Source organism: Enterobacter sp. Ag1, assembly GCA_000277545.1.
Taxonomy (GTDB): Bacteria; Pseudomonadota; Gammaproteobacteria; order Enterobacterales; family Enterobacteriaceae; genus Cedecea.
The window spans coordinates 80,504-95,659 of sequence record AKXM01000034.1; the positions used below are offsets into that span (position 1 = coordinate 80,504).

Here is a 15,156-nt window from a genome sequence, read left to right on the forward strand (position 1 = left end):
CATCAGGAGAACGGTTATGTTCAAATGTCTTAGCACTTCACTTATCGTTAGCACGCTCTTATTTACCGCCCAGTCACAGGCCAGCGACTTTCGTCTGCTGAGCCATACCATTGCCGACGGCGAGATGCTGAAACCGGCGCAGGTTTTTAACGCATTTGGCTGCCACGGGAACAACGTTTCCCCCGATCTTTCCTGGCAAGGCGCACCTAAAGGTACCCGCAGCTTCGCCATTACGGTTTACGATCCCTCTGCGCCGTCAGTCAGCGGCTGGTGGCACTGGACGCTGGTCAACATTCCAGCCGACGTTCACGAGCTGAAAACAGATGCCGGGAATGTGTCGGGCCAGAATCTGCCTGCCGGGGCCGTACAGGGACGCAACGACTACGGTTCAGCCAGTTTCGGCGGGGCTTGCCCACCGCCAGGCTTTAAGTCACACCCGTATTTGTTTACTCTCTGGGCTCTGGATACTCCGACGTTACCCGTGACTGCCGAAAGCAGTGGGGCTCTGGTCGGCTATCAGCTTAATGCCCATGTATTAGCCAAAACGGAGCTACGTCCGGTGTATGGTACTCCCGGTAAAAAATAAGCCACAAGACAAGGGCATAGAGCTGACTCGCTACCATGCCCATCAACGTCACGCGCTGCGAAATATGACTTTCTTGCGCCCCGGTTTTTGCCTGGTGCTCCGGGGCACAAAGATCATGGATCTGCCCGGCGGGAAATGCAGTGCGGGCAGCAACAGCCTGATCTTTTATGCCCCACATGAGCACATTCCCATGCAGCACATTCCGGATGATTCAGGTTACGAGGCGCTTGTTGTCTCGTTTTCCGCTTCGGCACTGGCTGAGTTTAACGCCCGCTACAGGGATGTCACTGCGGCCTGTAGACTAATAACCACCACTGCTCCAGTGCCGCTTAGTCCAGACATCCACGAAGCATGGCAGCGGCTGATCCGCGCCGCGTCCGTCGGAGAGCCCGCCCCGCTGTTGAATTATCATTTAGAAGGGGTACTGCTGCGCCTGGCGCTAGCCGGCTATAGCGTTGCAGCCAAAGCGCCGTTATTCACACTCAGCCAGCAGATAACGGCCCACATCGCCGAAGATCCCGCCGTGCCCCATACTCTGGAACACTTTGCCCAGCGGCTTGGCCTGAGCCTTTCAACGCTGAACCGGCGAATCAAAGCGGAGGGGCAGAGCTTTCGTCAGCTCCAGGAGGACGTCCGGCTTTCCCTTGCTATGGAATATGTGCAAACCACCGATACGCCCCTGGGGAGAATAGCGGAACAGGTCGGCTACGCCTCGCTGTCCCGTTTTATCAGTCGGTTTCGTCTTCGCTATAGCTTAACGCCCGGTGCGCTAAGAAAAGCGATTCACGGCCCTAAATAGAGACAGGCTGGAACGGTAGCCCCAGAGACTCGACAAAGGCTTTAACCTGCGGATACCAGAGATTGACGCCCGATTTGCTGTCGGCAAAGTCGTGGGAGTTTTTGCCGAAGGTGCCGATATCGATCATTCGGGCATGCCCGGCGTCGCCCTCCGCGTTGCGGGTGTAGGCATTAAACATTTGCTCCGGCATCGGCTGCGGCCAGAGCTGGTCATTATCGCCATAGAACCAAACCGAAGGGTAGCGAGCCTGTTTGCCTATCGCGCCATAGGTGCGTACCAGATTTTGCTGCCAGCCTTCACATTTTGGCTGGCGCAGACCGCCCGAGAAATTAATCACGCCCAGCACGCCGGGGAGTGGATGCGTACTCAGCGCCATAGTCACTAGCCCGCCGTCAGACTGGCCGGCAATCACAATGCGTGAGCGGTCAACGTAGGGCAGTTTGACCAGTTCCTTGAGGGCGGCAGCCACGCCATCTGCTTCATCAAACGCGTGACGACGCACATCGCATCCGTCTTTCGGGTAGTCGCCGCCGGAGGCCGCAAAACCTTCCCGCATCGGAATCGCGACCGCAAATCCCCGATGAACAAATACTGAGGCAATCTCCAGGTGACGGGAACGCGGCTGCGTGCGCGCATTGCCCGGATTTTTACCGTGGTTCATCAACAGCAGGGGAAAAGGCCCATTGCCCGGAGGCTTATACAGCGTGGTTTCCAGCTCAACGGTTTTACCCTCTATTTGCACGGGCAACATCACAATCTGCTCATTGAGCTGGCGATCCAGCTTCAGGGAAGATGAAGCGTTATTACTGGCGGAACTGCAGCCGCTGACGCTGAGAAGAAGTGCCGCAACCGGCAGCCCGGTGAAGAGATGAAACAAAGAACCGGAGCGCTGTGGCTCCTGAAATAGAGGTGCTATCAGCCACTTCAAAGAACCCATCTGTTTACCCTGACAAAAAATACTGCGGTTGAATTATGCCGTGTCGTCAACGGACGGCTGTTGTTTTGCATACAAATAAACCGATGCCCGGGAAACGCCCAGATGCTGCGCCACGGTCTCCATCGACTTACGGATATCCAGTAATCCTTCTTTTTTCAGCGTCTGCAACAGCTCAATTCTTTCTGAAGTTTTCAGCGCGCGCGGCGTGGTGGCTATGCCAGCCGCATAACGATCGATTCTCAGCCGGATGGCTTCGGAACCTGCGGGTTCAATATGTTCTTCCACCGGGCCGGGACTGGTGTCGGTGAAGCGAGCGAGTGCGCTTTGCATCCCTCTGAACAAGGTCATATCCAGGTTGAGGCAAAGGGCGGCGACATAGTTCCCGGCATCATCTTTCAGCCCAATCGAGGTGCTTTTCACCGGGCGTCCGTCGGCAAACTGGTTGGCATAATTGGCGATCACCGCCGGGAAATCAGGGGAGGCGATGCGCGCCAGCCCCATTTCCGTGGCGCCCTGGCCAACCTCGCGGCCAGACAGGTTGTTGTGGATGGAGAGAATAGAGTGCTCGGGCTGCGTCAGGTCGTGCACCACCACCTCGCAAAAAGGCGCGAAGGTTTCACTCAACCCCTGGGCGATGTTTTCGAGCTGGTCGAGCAGGGCACTGTTTTCTGATTTTGACACTCTATTTCTCCTGTTAATAATTAACGCGCGCCGACGAGGTACTCAGCGTAGCGGCTGATATCGACGTTGCCGCCGCTGATGATAATCCCGATTCGCTTCCCGCGCAGGCTCTCTTTCATTCCGCGCGCGGCGGCAAAGCCAAGGCAGCCCGTCGGCTCGACCACCATTTTCATCCGCTCGGCGAAAAACTTCATCGAATCGATCAGCTCTTCATCAGTGGCGGTGAAAATGTCGTCCACGTTCTGGCAAATCATCTGGAAGGTATAGTCCCCGAGGAAGGTGGTTTGTGCGCCGTCGGCGATAGTTTTGGGCGTATCAATCCGCACAATTTGTCGATGCCGGAGTGACTGCTGGGCATCGTTCCCGGCTTCCGGCTCCACGCCGTAGACTTTGCAGTTGGGGGAAAGGTGGCGCGCCGCCAGCGAACAGCCGGAAATCAACCCGCCGCCGCCCAGGCAGACAAACAGCGCGTCCAGCTCGCCAACTTCGTCGAACAGCTCTTTCGCCGCGGTGCCCTGGCCGGCAATGACGTGCGGGTGATCGTAAGGCGGGATCAGCGTCAGGCCATATTTGTCAGCCAGATCTTTGCCGATTTGCTGGCGGTCTTCGGTGTAGCGGTTATAGAGAATGACTTTGCCGCCGTATTCGCGCGTGGCGGCAATTTTAGCCGCCGGAGCATCTTCCGGCATCACGATGGTGGCCGGGATCCCCAGCAGCCTTGCGGAGAGCGCAATCGCCTGGGCGTGGTTCCCGGAGGAGAAGGCCACCACGCCAGCTTTTTTTTGCTCCGGCGTAAACTGAGCGAGAGCGTTCATGGCCCCACGGAACTTAAACGCCCCCATTCGCTGGTAGTTTTCGCACTTGAAAAAGACTTCGGCACCAAACTCTTCATTCACGGTACGGGACGTCATGACCGGGGTGCGGTTGGCATGGCCTGCAATGCGCTGAGCCGCCGCGACCACATCTTCATAAACAGGGAGAACTAATTCACTCATTTTGCCACCTTTAAACGGTTGTCTTATTCAGAGAGCGCCACGGCTTCAATTTCGAGCGCCGCGCCGTAATGGAGTTGTGCCACGCCGGCCACCGCGCGAGAAGGGCGATGCTGACCGATCCACGCCGCATAAATGCTGTTAAACAGCGGCCAGAGGTTGATATCAGTGATGTACACCCTTACAGAGACAAGATGTTGTTTTGTCACGCCCGCGCAGGCCAGGCAAGATTCAATATTCTGCAGCACCAGTTGAGCCTGTTCTTCGAAGGGCGCTTCGCAGCGAGGCGTGCCGTCCGCCGCCACGGGAAGCTGACCGGAAATAAACACCAAACCGCCTGCAGTGGCGGTATGGGAATAGTGCCCCACGGGGGCAGGAACCTGTTCGATATTGCGCAGCGTAATGTTCGGGGCCATGTATCCTCTCAAGCGCGGTCAGATTTAGACAAACAATCTATATTTGGACTAAATGTCGATCAAGAAGTTTTCAACATGGAAAGCAGCAAGGGGGATCGGGGTGAACTGGGAGGGAGGAGAAAGCCCGGATCGCGGCCGTTAGGGCGGGAAGTGCCAATGTGTTACTATAATAAAAAACGGGGTCTTAAGGGTTAGGGATTATAACTATATGAGATTTTATGGCATTGAATATCTACAAACGCAGTCTAATATTAATGATTATTTAAAATACATCATTATATTTAGTACTTTATTTATCCTGATCGTTTTTTTTAGCCTGTACATGCGTCATCGCTTACAAACCAAATATCGAGATCTAACAATTATAGTATTTTTATTTTTACTCTTCATTTCGGGTGTTCAGTATGCAGATTATACTGACAGTCAAAATATACACTCTCAATCATCACAAATGGTGAGTTTTGTTAAATTGCTATCAAAAGAAAAAGAAGTGGGTATGGATTCTATATTTTCAAACTCAGTACAGCTCTCGGATGGCATCATCATTAAAATTAATGATCTTTACTATCGCGTCAATTTAAGCCCGGATCAAAAAACATATAGTTTAGTTGAGGTGTCGTTAGTAAACCCAGGCATAGAAATCATAAAAAACTGAGGAACAGAAATGATAATTTATACGCCGATCATGATAAAATTGGGCTTGGGGATACTGTGTCTGATTATTCAAATAAATCTCATGGGGAAGGGCAATCTGGCGCCTTCATCCGCAATGGATCAGGTTCAAAACTATGTGCTCGGGGGGATTATCGGTGGCGTAATTTATAATGAATCGATAACAGTACTGCAGTTTGTTTTGGTGTTAATTATATGGACCTTCCTCGTCTTTGTCCTTAAGTTTTTAAAAGAGAATAATCGGCTAGTTAAAAGAATTATTGATGGCAAACCAATCACCCTGGTACATAATGGCAGTGTCAATGTTAGGGAGTGTTTACGCAATGGTGTTTCTGCGAATGATTTGATGTTCAAGTTAAGGGCGAATGGCATTTATGAAATAGAACAATTGAAGCGAGTAGTTCTCGAGCAGAATGGGCAATTAACCATTATACAAAGTGGTGATGAGAATATACGCTACCCAATTATAGTTGATGGTTTAGCTAACCATGATTTACTCGAAATCCTTAACAAGGACAACGCCTGGTTAGAAAATGAAGTTATCAAGCAAGGCTTTAATAAAATTAGCGAAGTCTATTTGGGCGAGTATCTGTCCGGCAGGATTAATTTATACGGATATGAAAAGTAGTTGCCAAAATCAAGCTCTTTACCTACTGGATTATAGATAAAGTAAATGTGTTTCATCCTTTAACTATCACTCTAAAAACCCCACCGCATGGGTGGGGTTGCCAGAAAACTTATTTCCCGGACCAGGTACGCAGTGCGTTTTCGCGCGCTTCGGCCTGCTGGGCAGTATTCAGCTTGTAGTAATTTGGCGCTAAAGCACCTTCCCAGTCGCCGTACATTGGGTTCGGCAGCACAATGAACTGGGTGCCAAACTTGCCGCGGTTATCGCTGGCAAACTGCTGACGCTGGGACTGATCCTTGTGGTAAGTCGCTTTGCCAAAGTCATTCAGGTTGTCGCCGATGTACATCACTACGTCATAGCCTTCAGCTTTGATCGCATCGAAACGGGCCTGCTTGTTGGAGCTGTCGGTTTTCAGGCGCACGGTTTTGTCGCTCACGCCGGTAAAGCCCAGAGCTTTCATGTTGGCGACGGTGGCGTCAAAGTCTTTGCTGTCGCGGTTGGACACATAGAACATCGTGCCGCCGTGGCTGTTCACGTAGTTAGCAAAATCCACCGCGCCCGGGACGGCCAGCGCCTGGCGAGCCTGAGTCCACTGGGACCAGGTTTTGTCGTCAAACGCTTTGTTATTTTTGGCCTGCCACGCGCTGTAGGCGCTATTGTCGAGCATGGTTTCATCCAGATCGACGATAACGGCCCGCATAGCGTTACCCTGTTTAGCGGATTGATCCCACGCGGCGCGAGCGCTGTTAAACGACTGGTACGCCAGCGCGCGGTATTCGCCGGATTGCTGGAACCAGTCCACCGCCATCACCGTCTGGCTCGCCAGTTTTTGATCCGCCGCCTGCTGCTGATTTGCACAACCCGTCAGGCTGACAAGCACCAGCGCCACCGCGCTACCCAATAAACTTTTCTTCATTTTTATGTCCTTACCCTTGCTTTTATCATTAACGCCATTGATACCTGCCGGCCTCTGCACTGAACAATGCAGTGACTTTTTCTAACAAAATCAGCAGGTATTGTTAAAAAGTGTTTTACCGAATATTAAAGCTACGTTATCAATAGCTTTTTAATGGATCGACACTGGATACTCAATATGACAAAAATATTTCGACGCAATTTTTTTTCCCTGATGGTGGTAGCGGCATTACCCGGCGTGAGCGTTGCGGCCCACGCAGCTGGCTGTGAGGAGACCAGGGCGGGCATCGACATGGGCTCCGGCACCACCAAGCTGGTGGTCGCCAAAGTGGATACCTGCCAGCAGCGCATCAACAAAGTGTTGTTCGAGGATCAGCGTCCTATCGGTTTTAACGAAGATTTATCCAAATCTGCAGATAACACTCTCAGCCCAGCGATTCAACAGCAGGGGCAGACGGCGCTGCGCGAGCTAGCTGCAGAGGCCGCCCGCTATCATCCTGCTCGTTTTAACGGCGTGGCTACCGCTGTTTTTCGCAGCGCGTCTAACGCCCAGCAGACGATCGATGCCTTCAACCGTGCTGCTCCGGTGAATCTAAAAATTATTACTCAGGAACAAGAGGCCGAGCTGGGCTTCCTGTCCGCCAAAGCATCGATGCCCGTGCCGCTGCCAGACGACCAGATGGTGGTCTGGGACATTGGCGGCGGGTCGATGCAAATGACGACCTGGCTGCAAAAACACGACAAATGGCAGCCGGAGATTTACCAGGGCAAGCTGGCCTCCGTCACGCTGAAGAACTACATCATCGACGTGGTGAAAAACAAAGATTTGCATGATGTCAGCTCGCCAAATCCGATTGGTTCCCTGCGTGACGGCGTGCTGCGTTTTGTTCGCTTCTATGCCACCACTCACGTCAGCCCGGAGATGAAACAGGCGCTGGCTAAGCGTACCGTCGTGGGTATCGGTGGGGTGCATGACTTCTCCGTCAGCAAGCAGCTCAATGAAAAGGTTTACACCCTCGCCGATCTACAAAAATCTTCCGCCAGCCAGGTCTGGAAAGGGGATTCAGAGCTGCGCGGGGATTACCGGGCCACGGACGTCAGCAACCTGCTACTGGTTCAGGGCTATATGGAAGCCCTGAAAATCCCTCAGGTGACCGTGGTGAAGGCCAACCTCGTTCAGGGCGTGCTGATTCAGTAACGTCTCATGCTTCAGGCGACGGCGATTTTCGTGCCGCCGCCTGGGGCACTAACCGCGTTTTTGCTGCCCGATCAGATGAATGATTAGCCCGATAAGGCTAAGCCCACCGCCCAGCATCGAAGCCAGTTCCCAGCCGCCGAGTCGCCACATCAGGCTCGCGCCCCAGGATCCCAGCGCGCCGCCGATAAACATGCCGCTCATAAAAACCGTATTGATACGGCTGCGGGCTTCCGGCCTCAGGGCATAGATCACGTGCTGGTTAGAGATCAGCGCCGACTGCTCACCCAGATCCATCAGGATGATGCCAATCACCAGCCCGGTGAGCGAAGTCCACAGCCCCAGCACCGCAAACGAGATAACCATCACCAGCGCCCCAAGCCCGATGACGGTATACGGTCCCCGGCGGTCGGCAATTCGCCCGGCAAGCGGCGCAACCAGGATGCCTACGGCACCCACAATGCCCATCAGACCGGCGACGTCTGCGCCAAGATGAAACGCGGCATGGAGCTGCAAGGCCAGAATGGTCCACAGGCCGATGAACGAGCCAAACAGCGCGGCCTGAATCCAGGTCGCCCGACGCAGCAGCGGTTCTTCCCGCCACAGAGAAACCAGCGAGCGCATCAGGGTCATGTAGCTCTGTTTATTACCGGACGTGTGGTGCGGCAGGGTAAAGAACAGCATCAGCCAGCCGAAAGCAGTTGCCACAGCACCGAGCCAGAAGGTCGCTCGCCAGCCCCAGTGATCGCCGCTAAAACCGCCCACGGCCCGGCCAAGCAGTATGCCGCACAACACGCCGCTCATTACCGTGCCGACCACCTGTCCACGGCGTTCCGGTTTAGCCAGCTCGGCGGCGAACGGCACTATTTGCTGGGCCACGGAGCCGGTTACGCCCACCGCAGCGGAGGCAATAATAATTGTGACAACATTGGGCGCTAAGGCCAGGCACGCCAGCGCTACCGCCAGCCCCGCAGACTGGCAAAGGATCAGCGTGCGGCGGTTAATCTTGTCGCCCAGCGGTACAAGCAAGAACAAACCAAAGGCAAACCCAAGCTGCGTTGCCGTCGGCGCAAGGCTGACCAGCGCAAGCTGCCCCGGAAACGCCTGCTGAAGCAGTTCCAGCAGCGGCTGGTTGTAGTAGACATTGGCAACGAAAACCCCGCAGGCCAGCGCCATGATCAGCAGCAGACTGGAGGTTAAAGGCGAATTCTTTTCCGCCTCGGGCGGACGATTCAGGGTGATGCTCAGGGGATTCTCCGACATGATTTTTCTCTCTGGGAATGACGAGTCCTGATGCTGAATGATTGTCCGCCCGCAATCTTTGCCCTAGAATTTCAGACTTCTGAAATCACCTGAAAAGCGACCGTTCTTATGCCTGCCGACGAGCCCCAACTCCGCTCAGAAAGAGATGACGACATGGTGGTCTTTGGCCGCTATCAGCTGTTTCCCGATTTGGGATTGCTGCTCAGGGACGGCGTTCGGCTGGAGCCGGGCGAGCGGGCAATGGCCGTGCTCCGGCTGCTGGTCAGCGAAGCGGGGCAGGTGGTGACCAAAGAGACGCTGCTGGCCACCGTCTGGCCAAAAGAGATCGTCGAAGAGAATAATCTGCAGGCGCAAATCTCCGCTTTGCGCAAAATTTTTGGTCCCGACCGCAATTTGATTACCACGGTTTTTGGCCGGGGCTACTGCTTTACCGCCACGGTGAATAAACTGCAGGCGGCCACGTCGGCTCTGCCTGTCATCACCTCTTCAACGGCATTACCTCGTCCCCGTTCGCCGCTGATAGGGCGCGAAAAAGAACTGGGTGAAATCAGAAAACGGCTGATCGAGCATACTATTTGCACGCTGGCGGGCCCGGCGGGCATCGGCAAAACCCGGCTATTGCTGGAAGTGGCTCGCGAATCTGCCAGTCTTTATCCCGATGGCGTCTTTTTTGCCGACCTGTCCAGCCTGAACGCAGGATCAGATCCCGCCCCAGTTTTGCGGGCGGCACTGGCCGGTATTCGTGGCGCGGGGTCGTTGCAGCCACGCCCCGCGCTGCTGGTGATTGATAACTGTGAGCATCTGTCGGCCGCCTGCGCCAGGGAAATTGAGCATCTACTACAGCGAAACGAATTACTGAGCATTTTGCTCACCAGCCAGTCTCCGCTGGGGATTGAAGGGGAGCAGGTTTACCGCGTTGGGCCGCTGACTTTGCCGCCAGCGCAACTGGCCGCCAGCGAGGCGCAAAGTTTTAGCGCGGTTGAGTTTCTGGTACAGCGCATTCAAGCGGTGGATTACGCGTTCCGCCTGAGCGAAGAGAATATCGGGCCGATCCTGGCGCTCTGCCGGTTGCTGGATGCCGTACCGCTGGCGCTGGAAATTGTGGCTGCGCGCGTTGCCAACCTGGGACCGGATGCCGTGCTGGCCGACCTGAGCGGGCGGGAGACGTTACCGGAAACGCCGGGAGTGACGGCTTCCCGGCACAGAACGCTGGCCGAGGCGCTGGACTGGAGTTATCGATTACTTACGGCTGAAGAACAGCGAGTGTTTCATGCCCTGGCGGTGTTTCCCGGTGAATTTGACCTTGCCGCCGCGAAAGGATTGTTAGATCAGCAAGAGGTCAGCGACGTGGTGGCCAGCATGGTGGCGAAATCCCTGCTGGTTTTGCAGGCGGGCTCGCGCCCGGCCAGGTATCGCTATCTCAACATTGTGCGCACATACGCTCGCCGGACGCTGGCCCCAAATAGCACCCCGTATTTTCTTCGCCATGCACAACTTGTGGCCGACAGCATGGTGCGGGCAAAAGTTGCCTGGGCCGAAGAGTCCAGTCCGCAGTGGCGCCGTCAGTATGGCTATTTAATTGACGATCTCCGTGCGGCGGCAGACTGGTGTTTTGGTGTGGGTCAAAACGCTCCGTTGGGACGCAGTATTCTCGCTAACGCCACGCCGTTCTGGATCCAGCTTTCGCTCCACGGCGAGTGCCGCCAGCGGATTACCGCCGCAATTAACGATTCGCACAATGGTCAGGCCACGCCGCGCGAAGAGATGCTAATGCAGGCCGCGCTGGGCTCGGCGCTGGGCTGGGCGCAGGGGCCCATTGAAGAAAACGGCCAGGCCTGGCGGCGAACCGGGGAGATTGCCAGCACGCTTGGCGATGTGGAAATGCAATTACAGTCCGAGTACGGGCTGTGGCTGTATCACCTGCGCAGTGGCCGTTACGCCGATGCCGCAGAGAACGGCAAAAAAATGGCTGAACTGGCGACACAAACCGGTGATTACGGCGCGCTATTAACCGCCCGTCGTCTGGCAGGCACCGCGCTGCATTTTTCCGGCGAGCAACAGGCCGCGCTCAGCGAAATTCAGGCTTTGTTGGATCGCACCGTGGATGATGACAGCCAGAGAGCGCCTTTCCGCTTTGGGCTGGATCAGCGCGTGGCGGGCTGGGCTTTCCTGGTGCGGGCCCTGTGGGTGACTGGCGATGTGGCGAAAGCCAGAAGAGCGGCGCAGCTGGCGGTGGAAGAAGCCCGGGCGCTGGATCATGCCTGTTCGCTGTGTGCGGCCCTCGCGGAAGGCACCTGCACGCTGGCGGCCTTCACCGGAGATACCGCTGGCGTGCTACAGGTAGCCTCGCAGATTGAGGCCATCGCCCTGGAACACGGCTTGGGCTTCTGGCGGCTTTATGCGGCCGCTTTTACCTTTTGGGGCAGGCTTCGCCAGCAGCCTGAAACGATACTTCCCCAGCAGATCCTCGCCATGCTTACCCGGCTGCGGGATAACGGTTTTGATCCCGCTTATTCACTTTTTCTGTCTGATTTCGCCGCCGCGCTGGCGCAAAAAGGCCAGCCAGAGGTAGCCGAAGCGATGATCGCCGAGCGGCTGTCCGCGCTTGACTTCAACCAGTCACTCTGGAACCTGCCCGAGCTGATGCGGGTTCAGGCGCACATTCGTTACGGCGGCCAACCAGAATATGGCCTGGAACTCAGCATGGCGCTGCAATCTGCGCTGCTGCTGGCACAAACCCAGACGGCCAAAGGCTGGATCCAGCGCATAGAAACCGATCTGCGTCAGCTGTGATCTTTCGATGAAATGCAAAGCGGCAGAAAAGCCGCTTGCTTGTTGCTCTTACCGATATTAATCTCAAAATAAGATTTAAATAAAAATAACATTCATATTTAGAGATTTAAAGGTGGGGGTTATGACAATGCATTTCAGGCCGGAAATTCGTGCGCTACAGCTGGCGCTTGCGGGTGCAGTGGTGCTGGCGATAGGTATGGGCTACGGGCGTTTTTCCTATACCGGCATTCTGCCGGTGATGCTGAAAGAAGGGCTGCTGTCGCTGCATCAGGGCAACCTCGCCGCATCGGCTAACTACGCAGGTTATCTTATTGGTGCCTTACTGCTGGCGAAAGCTAAGCCTGCCGACGCGCGGCGGTTAAACATGGCCTCCGTCGGGTTAACCATTGGCTGCCTGCTTCTGCTGGCATGGACGAAATCGCCGTGGGCGGTGGTAGCGGTTCGGGGGGTTGCCGGCCTACTGAGCGCCGTGTCGCTGATTGCGGCTTCACTGTGGCTTCTGCAGCACATGAAACACCATACCGGCGCGCCGGTGCTGTATGCCGGGGTTGGGCTGGGGATCTTCTTATCTGCGGAATTTATCGCGCTTGGTAAAGCTTATGGCTACACCAGTCAGCAAATCTGGCTGCTGTGCGGGATCGCTGCGCTGCTATTGTTTATGCTGGTTTATAAACTGCTGCTTAGCCCACCGGATTATCTGATCGACTACCAAAGGCAGGCTTCCAGTCAGCTTCAGCCGGCGGCAGAGAATGCTAAAGCGGCGTGGAAACTGCTGGCTATCTACGGCCTGGCGGGCTTCGGGTATATCATTACGGCCACCTATTTACCGCTTTTTCTTTCCGGGTCACTTAGTACGCTGGATCCGGTGCAGCTTTGGGCTATCTTTGGCCTGGCCGCGATACCGTCCTGTTTTGTCTGGCATCAAATCGTCTTGAAGTATGGTTATCGCCGCGCTTTTGCCGCCAATCTTCTGGTTCAGGCCGCGGGCGTAGTGCTTCCGGCCTTTAGCCACTCGCTGCTTTTTTGCCTGTTAAGCGCCGTGCTGGTGGGCTTTACGTTCACCGGCACGGTGACGATAGCCTTACCGGAAGCCAGGAGGCTGGCGCATCTGGTACACTTCAATATGATCGCGGCGATGACCGCTATTTACGGCATCGGGCAGATTGTTGGGCCGTTGGTTGCCGGGGAGCTGTACGGCTTAACGGGCAGTTTTAACGGATCGTTAGCCGCCGCCACCGGCGCATTGCTGCTGGCCGGCGGGCTGGTGCTAGCGGGGCGTTCAAAGGTTGCTGGCTGAGGCGAGAATCTGCTTCATCGCCTCAAGCGCGGTGGAGCCGTAGCCCTTACGCCAGACTAGCTGAGTGAGGGCTTCGGCCACAAACTGTTGTCGCGTTCCTTCCGGCAAAGCCAGCGTCGCCGCGACGCTTTCCGGGAGCACGCCGCTGCAGCGTCCTGCGGCAACGGAAGCGATCATCGAGTGATAAGAGCTGATGTCCTGCACTTCCACCAGAGTTTGTGCGTTGAGCAAAGCCTCACCGCGCGCCCGATAGGAACATCCGCGCGGAAAAGCGGCAAGACGAGGATGATTGCCGCTGGCGGTTTCAGGCACGAGCAACACCAGGCGTTCGGTGAACACGTCCATGGACTCAAGATCTACGGGGCAGTGAACCTGTCCCCCAGCTTCCGGTAACAGGCTCACCAGCGCGCAGTCCAGTGAAGCGTGGCGAACCTGCTCCAGCAGCTGCTGCGTCGGCTGGGTGGTTAAGGTGAGGGCGACATCAGGATACCGGTGGTGAAACTGCTGGAACACCGGCATCAGGCGGCTGACTGCGGTGGCTTCCATCGAGCCCATATTCATTGCCCCTGCAGGCTTACCCGGATGCAGCGCCTGTCGGGCTTCTTCCGCCAGGCTAAGTATTTTTTTTGTGTAGGACAGAAAACTTTCGCCTTCCGGCGACAGGATCATTTTCTTGCTGTCGCGCACGAACAACGCGACGCCAAGATCTTCTTCCAGTTGCTGAATGCGGGTGGTGATGTTCGACTGCACGCGGCCGAGCCTTTGGGCTGCTTTCGTCACGCTTTGTTCTTCGGCAACGATTTTGAACATCTGCAGTGTGGTGTGGTTCATGTTTTTCATTCTCAATATGATAATGATCTTGATCTTAACATCTCCAAATAAGATGTTAAGCCCTCAATCTCTCATTTCCTCAGGTAGCGCCATGTTTCGTAGCCTTTCCCAAATGCTCGCGATAGACCATCCCATCATACAGGCCCCTATGGCGGGCGTCTCCACCCCGGAACTGGCGGCGACGGTCAGCAATGCCGGTGGCCTTGGTTCGCTGGGTATTGGCGCGAGCGACGTCGTGCAGGCCAGGACAGCCATCCTGAAAACGCAGGCCTTAACCTCGCGCCCGTTCAGCGTGAATCTGTTTTGCCATCAGCCTGCCAAACGGGATGAGGCGCTGGAACGCGCATGGATTGAAAGCCTGCGCCCGCTGTTCGCTGAGTTTGGCGGCAGGCCGCCGGAAGTGCTCAGCGAAATTTATCAAAGCTTTATTGGCCACGAAGCGATGCTGGAGATGCTGCTGGAGACGGCTCCGGCCGCGGTCAGCTTCCATTTTGGCGTGCCCGATCGCGACGTTGTTCAGGCCTTCCGTGACAAAGGAATTGTGACGCTTGCCACCGCCACCCGGCCCGAAGAGGCTTTGCTGATCCAGGCGAACGGCGTGGATGTCATTGTGGCGCAGGGCTTTGAAGCGGGCGGGCATCGCGGGATGTTCGACGATAAAGCTCACGATACGCAGCTCAGCACCTTTGCGCTTGTGCAACTGCTGAAAAAACAGGTGGATTTGCCGGTTGTTGCCGCCGGCGGAATTATGGACGGAGCCGGTATTCACGCCATGCTAAGCGTGGGGGCGGACGCGGTACAGCTGGGGACCGCGTTTCTGCTTTGCCCAGAGTCCGCCGCCGATGATGGCTACCGGCAGCGGCTGAAATTCAGCCGATTACACCAGACGGAAATGACCCACGCTATCTCAGGCAGGGCAGCCAGAAGCCTGGAAAACGATTATTGCCGCCACGGGCGAATCGTCGGCCAGCATGCCGTCCCGGCTTATCCGGTGGCCTACGATATTGGTAAAGCGCTTGCCGGCCTTGCAAAAAGCCACGGTCACCAGGGCTACAGCGCGCACTGGGCCGGACAGGGCGTGAACCTGATCCGCGAAATGCCCGCCGCTGAATTACTGCAAACGCTGGTGCGCGAAGCCGGGTTGTGAAACA

Annotated in this window: 15 protein-coding genes; 8 read left to right on the forward strand and 7 right to left on the reverse strand. The window is 55.8% G+C overall.

Annotation, left to right across the window (positions count from 1 at the left end; genetic code table 11):
- Window positions 1-16 precede the first annotated feature (16 nt).
- Both A936_RS14100 and A936_RS22450 read left to right on the forward strand, forming a co-directional pair.
- Complete coding sequence (locus A936_RS14100) at window positions 17-586, forward strand: YbhB/YbcL family Raf kinase inhibitor-like protein (RefSeq protein WP_008458919.1); 570 nt, start codon at window positions 17-19, stop codon at window positions 584-586.
- Complete coding sequence (locus tag A936_RS22450) at window positions 564-1,385, forward strand: helix-turn-helix transcriptional regulator (protein WP_008458921.1); 822 nt, start codon at window positions 564-566, stop codon at window positions 1,383-1,385. The genes A936_RS14100 and A936_RS22450 overlap by 23 nt, the downstream gene beginning before the upstream one ends.
- Here A936_RS22450 and A936_RS14110 read toward each other — a convergent pair.
- The 4 genes from A936_RS14110 to A936_RS14125 are packed head-to-tail and all read right to left on the reverse strand — an operon-like array spanning window position 1,378 to window position 4,411.
- Window positions 1,378-2,322, reverse strand: a complete 945-nt coding sequence (locus A936_RS14110) for a dienelactone hydrolase family protein (protein WP_008458925.1) — start codon at window positions 2,320-2,322, stop codon at window positions 1,378-1,380. The genes A936_RS22450 and A936_RS14110 overlap by 8 nt on opposite strands.
- Before the next feature lie 33 nt (window positions 2,323-2,355).
- Window positions 2,356-3,003: a helix-turn-helix transcriptional regulator gene (locus tag A936_RS14115; RefSeq protein WP_008458926.1), complete on the reverse strand. Its 648-nt coding sequence runs from the start codon at window positions 3,001-3,003 to the stop codon at window positions 2,356-2,358.
- 20 nt (window positions 3,004-3,023) lie between these two features.
- Window positions 3,024-3,998, reverse strand: a complete 975-nt coding sequence (locus A936_RS14120; protein ID WP_008458927.1) for a threo-3-hydroxy-L-aspartate ammonia-lyase — start codon at window positions 3,996-3,998, stop codon at window positions 3,024-3,026.
- A 23-nt stretch (window positions 3,999-4,021) separates the two neighbouring features.
- On the reverse strand, window positions 4,022-4,411 hold the full coding sequence (locus A936_RS14125; protein WP_008458929.1) for a RidA family protein: 390 nt from the start codon (window positions 4,409-4,411) through the stop codon (window positions 4,022-4,024).
- Window positions 4,412-4,619: 208 nt separating this feature from the next.
- Here A936_RS14125 and A936_RS14130 point away from each other — a divergent pair, with 208 nt between their 5' ends.
- Entirely contained in the window at window positions 4,620-5,066 is a 447-nt protein-coding gene (locus A936_RS14130; protein ID WP_008458932.1) for a DUF3290 domain-containing protein, read from the forward strand.
- Between the two features lie 9 nt (window positions 5,067-5,075).
- Window positions 5,076-5,711, forward strand: a complete 636-nt coding sequence (locus tag A936_RS14135; protein ID WP_008458933.1) for a DUF421 domain-containing protein — start codon at window positions 5,076-5,078, stop codon at window positions 5,709-5,711.
- Between the two features lie 109 nt (window positions 5,712-5,820).
- On the opposite strand, the gene A936_RS14140 is transcribed toward A936_RS14135, so the two are convergent.
- Window positions 5,821-6,627, reverse strand: a complete 807-nt coding sequence (locus A936_RS14140) for a 5'-nucleotidase, lipoprotein e(P4) family (protein WP_008458935.1) — start codon at window positions 6,625-6,627, stop codon at window positions 5,821-5,823.
- A gap of 177 nt (window positions 6,628-6,804) precedes the next feature.
- Between A936_RS14140 and A936_RS14145 the strand changes: the two genes are divergently transcribed.
- Entirely contained in the window at window positions 6,805-7,824 is a 1,020-nt protein-coding gene (locus A936_RS14145) for a Ppx/GppA phosphatase family protein (RefSeq protein ID WP_008458937.1), read from the forward strand.
- Window positions 7,825-7,872: 48 nt separating this feature from the next.
- Here A936_RS14145 and A936_RS14150 read toward each other — a convergent pair whose 3' ends face one another.
- A complete protein-coding gene (locus A936_RS14150) occupies window positions 7,873-9,084 on the reverse strand; it encodes an MFS transporter (protein ID WP_008458940.1) in 1,212 nt (403 codons plus the stop codon).
- A 108-nt stretch (window positions 9,085-9,192) separates the two neighbouring features.
- Between A936_RS14150 and A936_RS14155 the strand changes: the two genes are divergently transcribed.
- Window positions 9,193-11,877: an ATP-binding protein gene (locus A936_RS14155; protein ID WP_083845855.1), complete on the forward strand. Its 2,685-nt coding sequence runs from the start codon at window positions 9,193-9,195 to the stop codon at window positions 11,875-11,877.
- 121 nt (window positions 11,878-11,998) lie between these two features.
- Window positions 11,999-13,174, forward strand: coding sequence for a YbfB/YjiJ family MFS transporter (locus A936_RS14160; RefSeq protein WP_008458945.1), 1,176 nt, complete (start codon window positions 11,999-12,001; stop codon window positions 13,172-13,174).
- On the opposite strand, the gene A936_RS14165 is transcribed toward A936_RS14160, so the two are convergent.
- On the reverse strand, window positions 13,157-14,005 hold the full coding sequence (locus A936_RS14165) for a LysR family transcriptional regulator (protein WP_008458946.1): 849 nt from the start codon (window positions 14,003-14,005) through the stop codon (window positions 13,157-13,159). The genes A936_RS14160 and A936_RS14165 overlap by 18 nt on opposite strands.
- Window positions 14,006-14,096: 91 nt before the next feature.
- Here A936_RS14165 and A936_RS14170 point away from each other — a divergent pair, with 91 nt between their 5' ends.
- Entirely contained in the window at window positions 14,097-15,152 is a 1,056-nt protein-coding gene (locus A936_RS14170) for an NAD(P)H-dependent flavin oxidoreductase (RefSeq protein WP_034809281.1), read from the forward strand.
- The last annotated feature ends 4 nt before the right edge of the window (window positions 15,153-15,156 follow it).

Excerpts from the sequence above, each read along its gene's own strand:
- A936_RS14100 (WP_008458919.1), top strand. The coding sequence starts at position 17 with ATGTTCAAATGTCTTAGCACTTCACTTATCGTTAGCACGCTCTTATTT.
- A936_RS22450 (WP_008458921.1), top strand. The coding sequence starts at position 564 with ATGGTACTCCCGGTAAAAAATAAGCCACAAGACAAGGGCATAGAGCTG.
- A936_RS14110 (WP_008458925.1), bottom strand. The coding sequence starts at position 2,322 with ATGGGTTCTTTGAAGTGGCTGATAGCACCTCTATTTCAGGAGCCACAG.
- A936_RS14120 (WP_008458927.1), bottom strand. The coding sequence starts at position 3,998 with ATGAGTGAATTAGTTCTCCCTGTTTATGAAGATGTGGTCGCGGCGGCT.
- A936_RS14125 (WP_008458929.1), bottom strand. The coding sequence starts at position 4,411 with ATGGCCCCGAACATTACGCTGCGCAATATCGAACAGGTTCCTGCCCCC.
- A936_RS14130 (WP_008458932.1), top strand. The coding sequence starts at position 4,620 with ATGAGATTTTATGGCATTGAATATCTACAAACGCAGTCTAATATTAAT.
- A936_RS14135 (WP_008458933.1), top strand. The coding sequence starts at position 5,076 with ATGATAATTTATACGCCGATCATGATAAAATTGGGCTTGGGGATACTG.
- A936_RS14140 (WP_008458935.1), bottom strand. The coding sequence starts at position 6,627 with ATGAAGAAAAGTTTATTGGGTAGCGCGGTGGCGCTGGTGCTTGTCAGC.
- A936_RS14145 (WP_008458937.1), top strand. The coding sequence starts at position 6,805 with ATGACAAAAATATTTCGACGCAATTTTTTTTCCCTGATGGTGGTAGCG.
- A936_RS14150 (WP_008458940.1), bottom strand. The coding sequence starts at position 9,084 with ATGTCGGAGAATCCCCTGAGCATCACCCTGAATCGTCCGCCCGAGGCG.
- A936_RS14155 (WP_083845855.1), top strand. The coding sequence starts at position 9,193 with ATGCCTGCCGACGAGCCCCAACTCCGCTCAGAAAGAGATGACGACATG.
- A936_RS14160 (WP_008458945.1), top strand. The coding sequence starts at position 11,999 with ATGACAATGCATTTCAGGCCGGAAATTCGTGCGCTACAGCTGGCGCTT.
- A936_RS14165 (WP_008458946.1), bottom strand. The coding sequence starts at position 14,005 with ATGAACCACACCACACTGCAGATGTTCAAAATCGTTGCCGAAGAACAA.
- A936_RS14170 (WP_034809281.1), top strand. The coding sequence starts at position 14,097 with ATGTTTCGTAGCCTTTCCCAAATGCTCGCGATAGACCATCCCATCATA.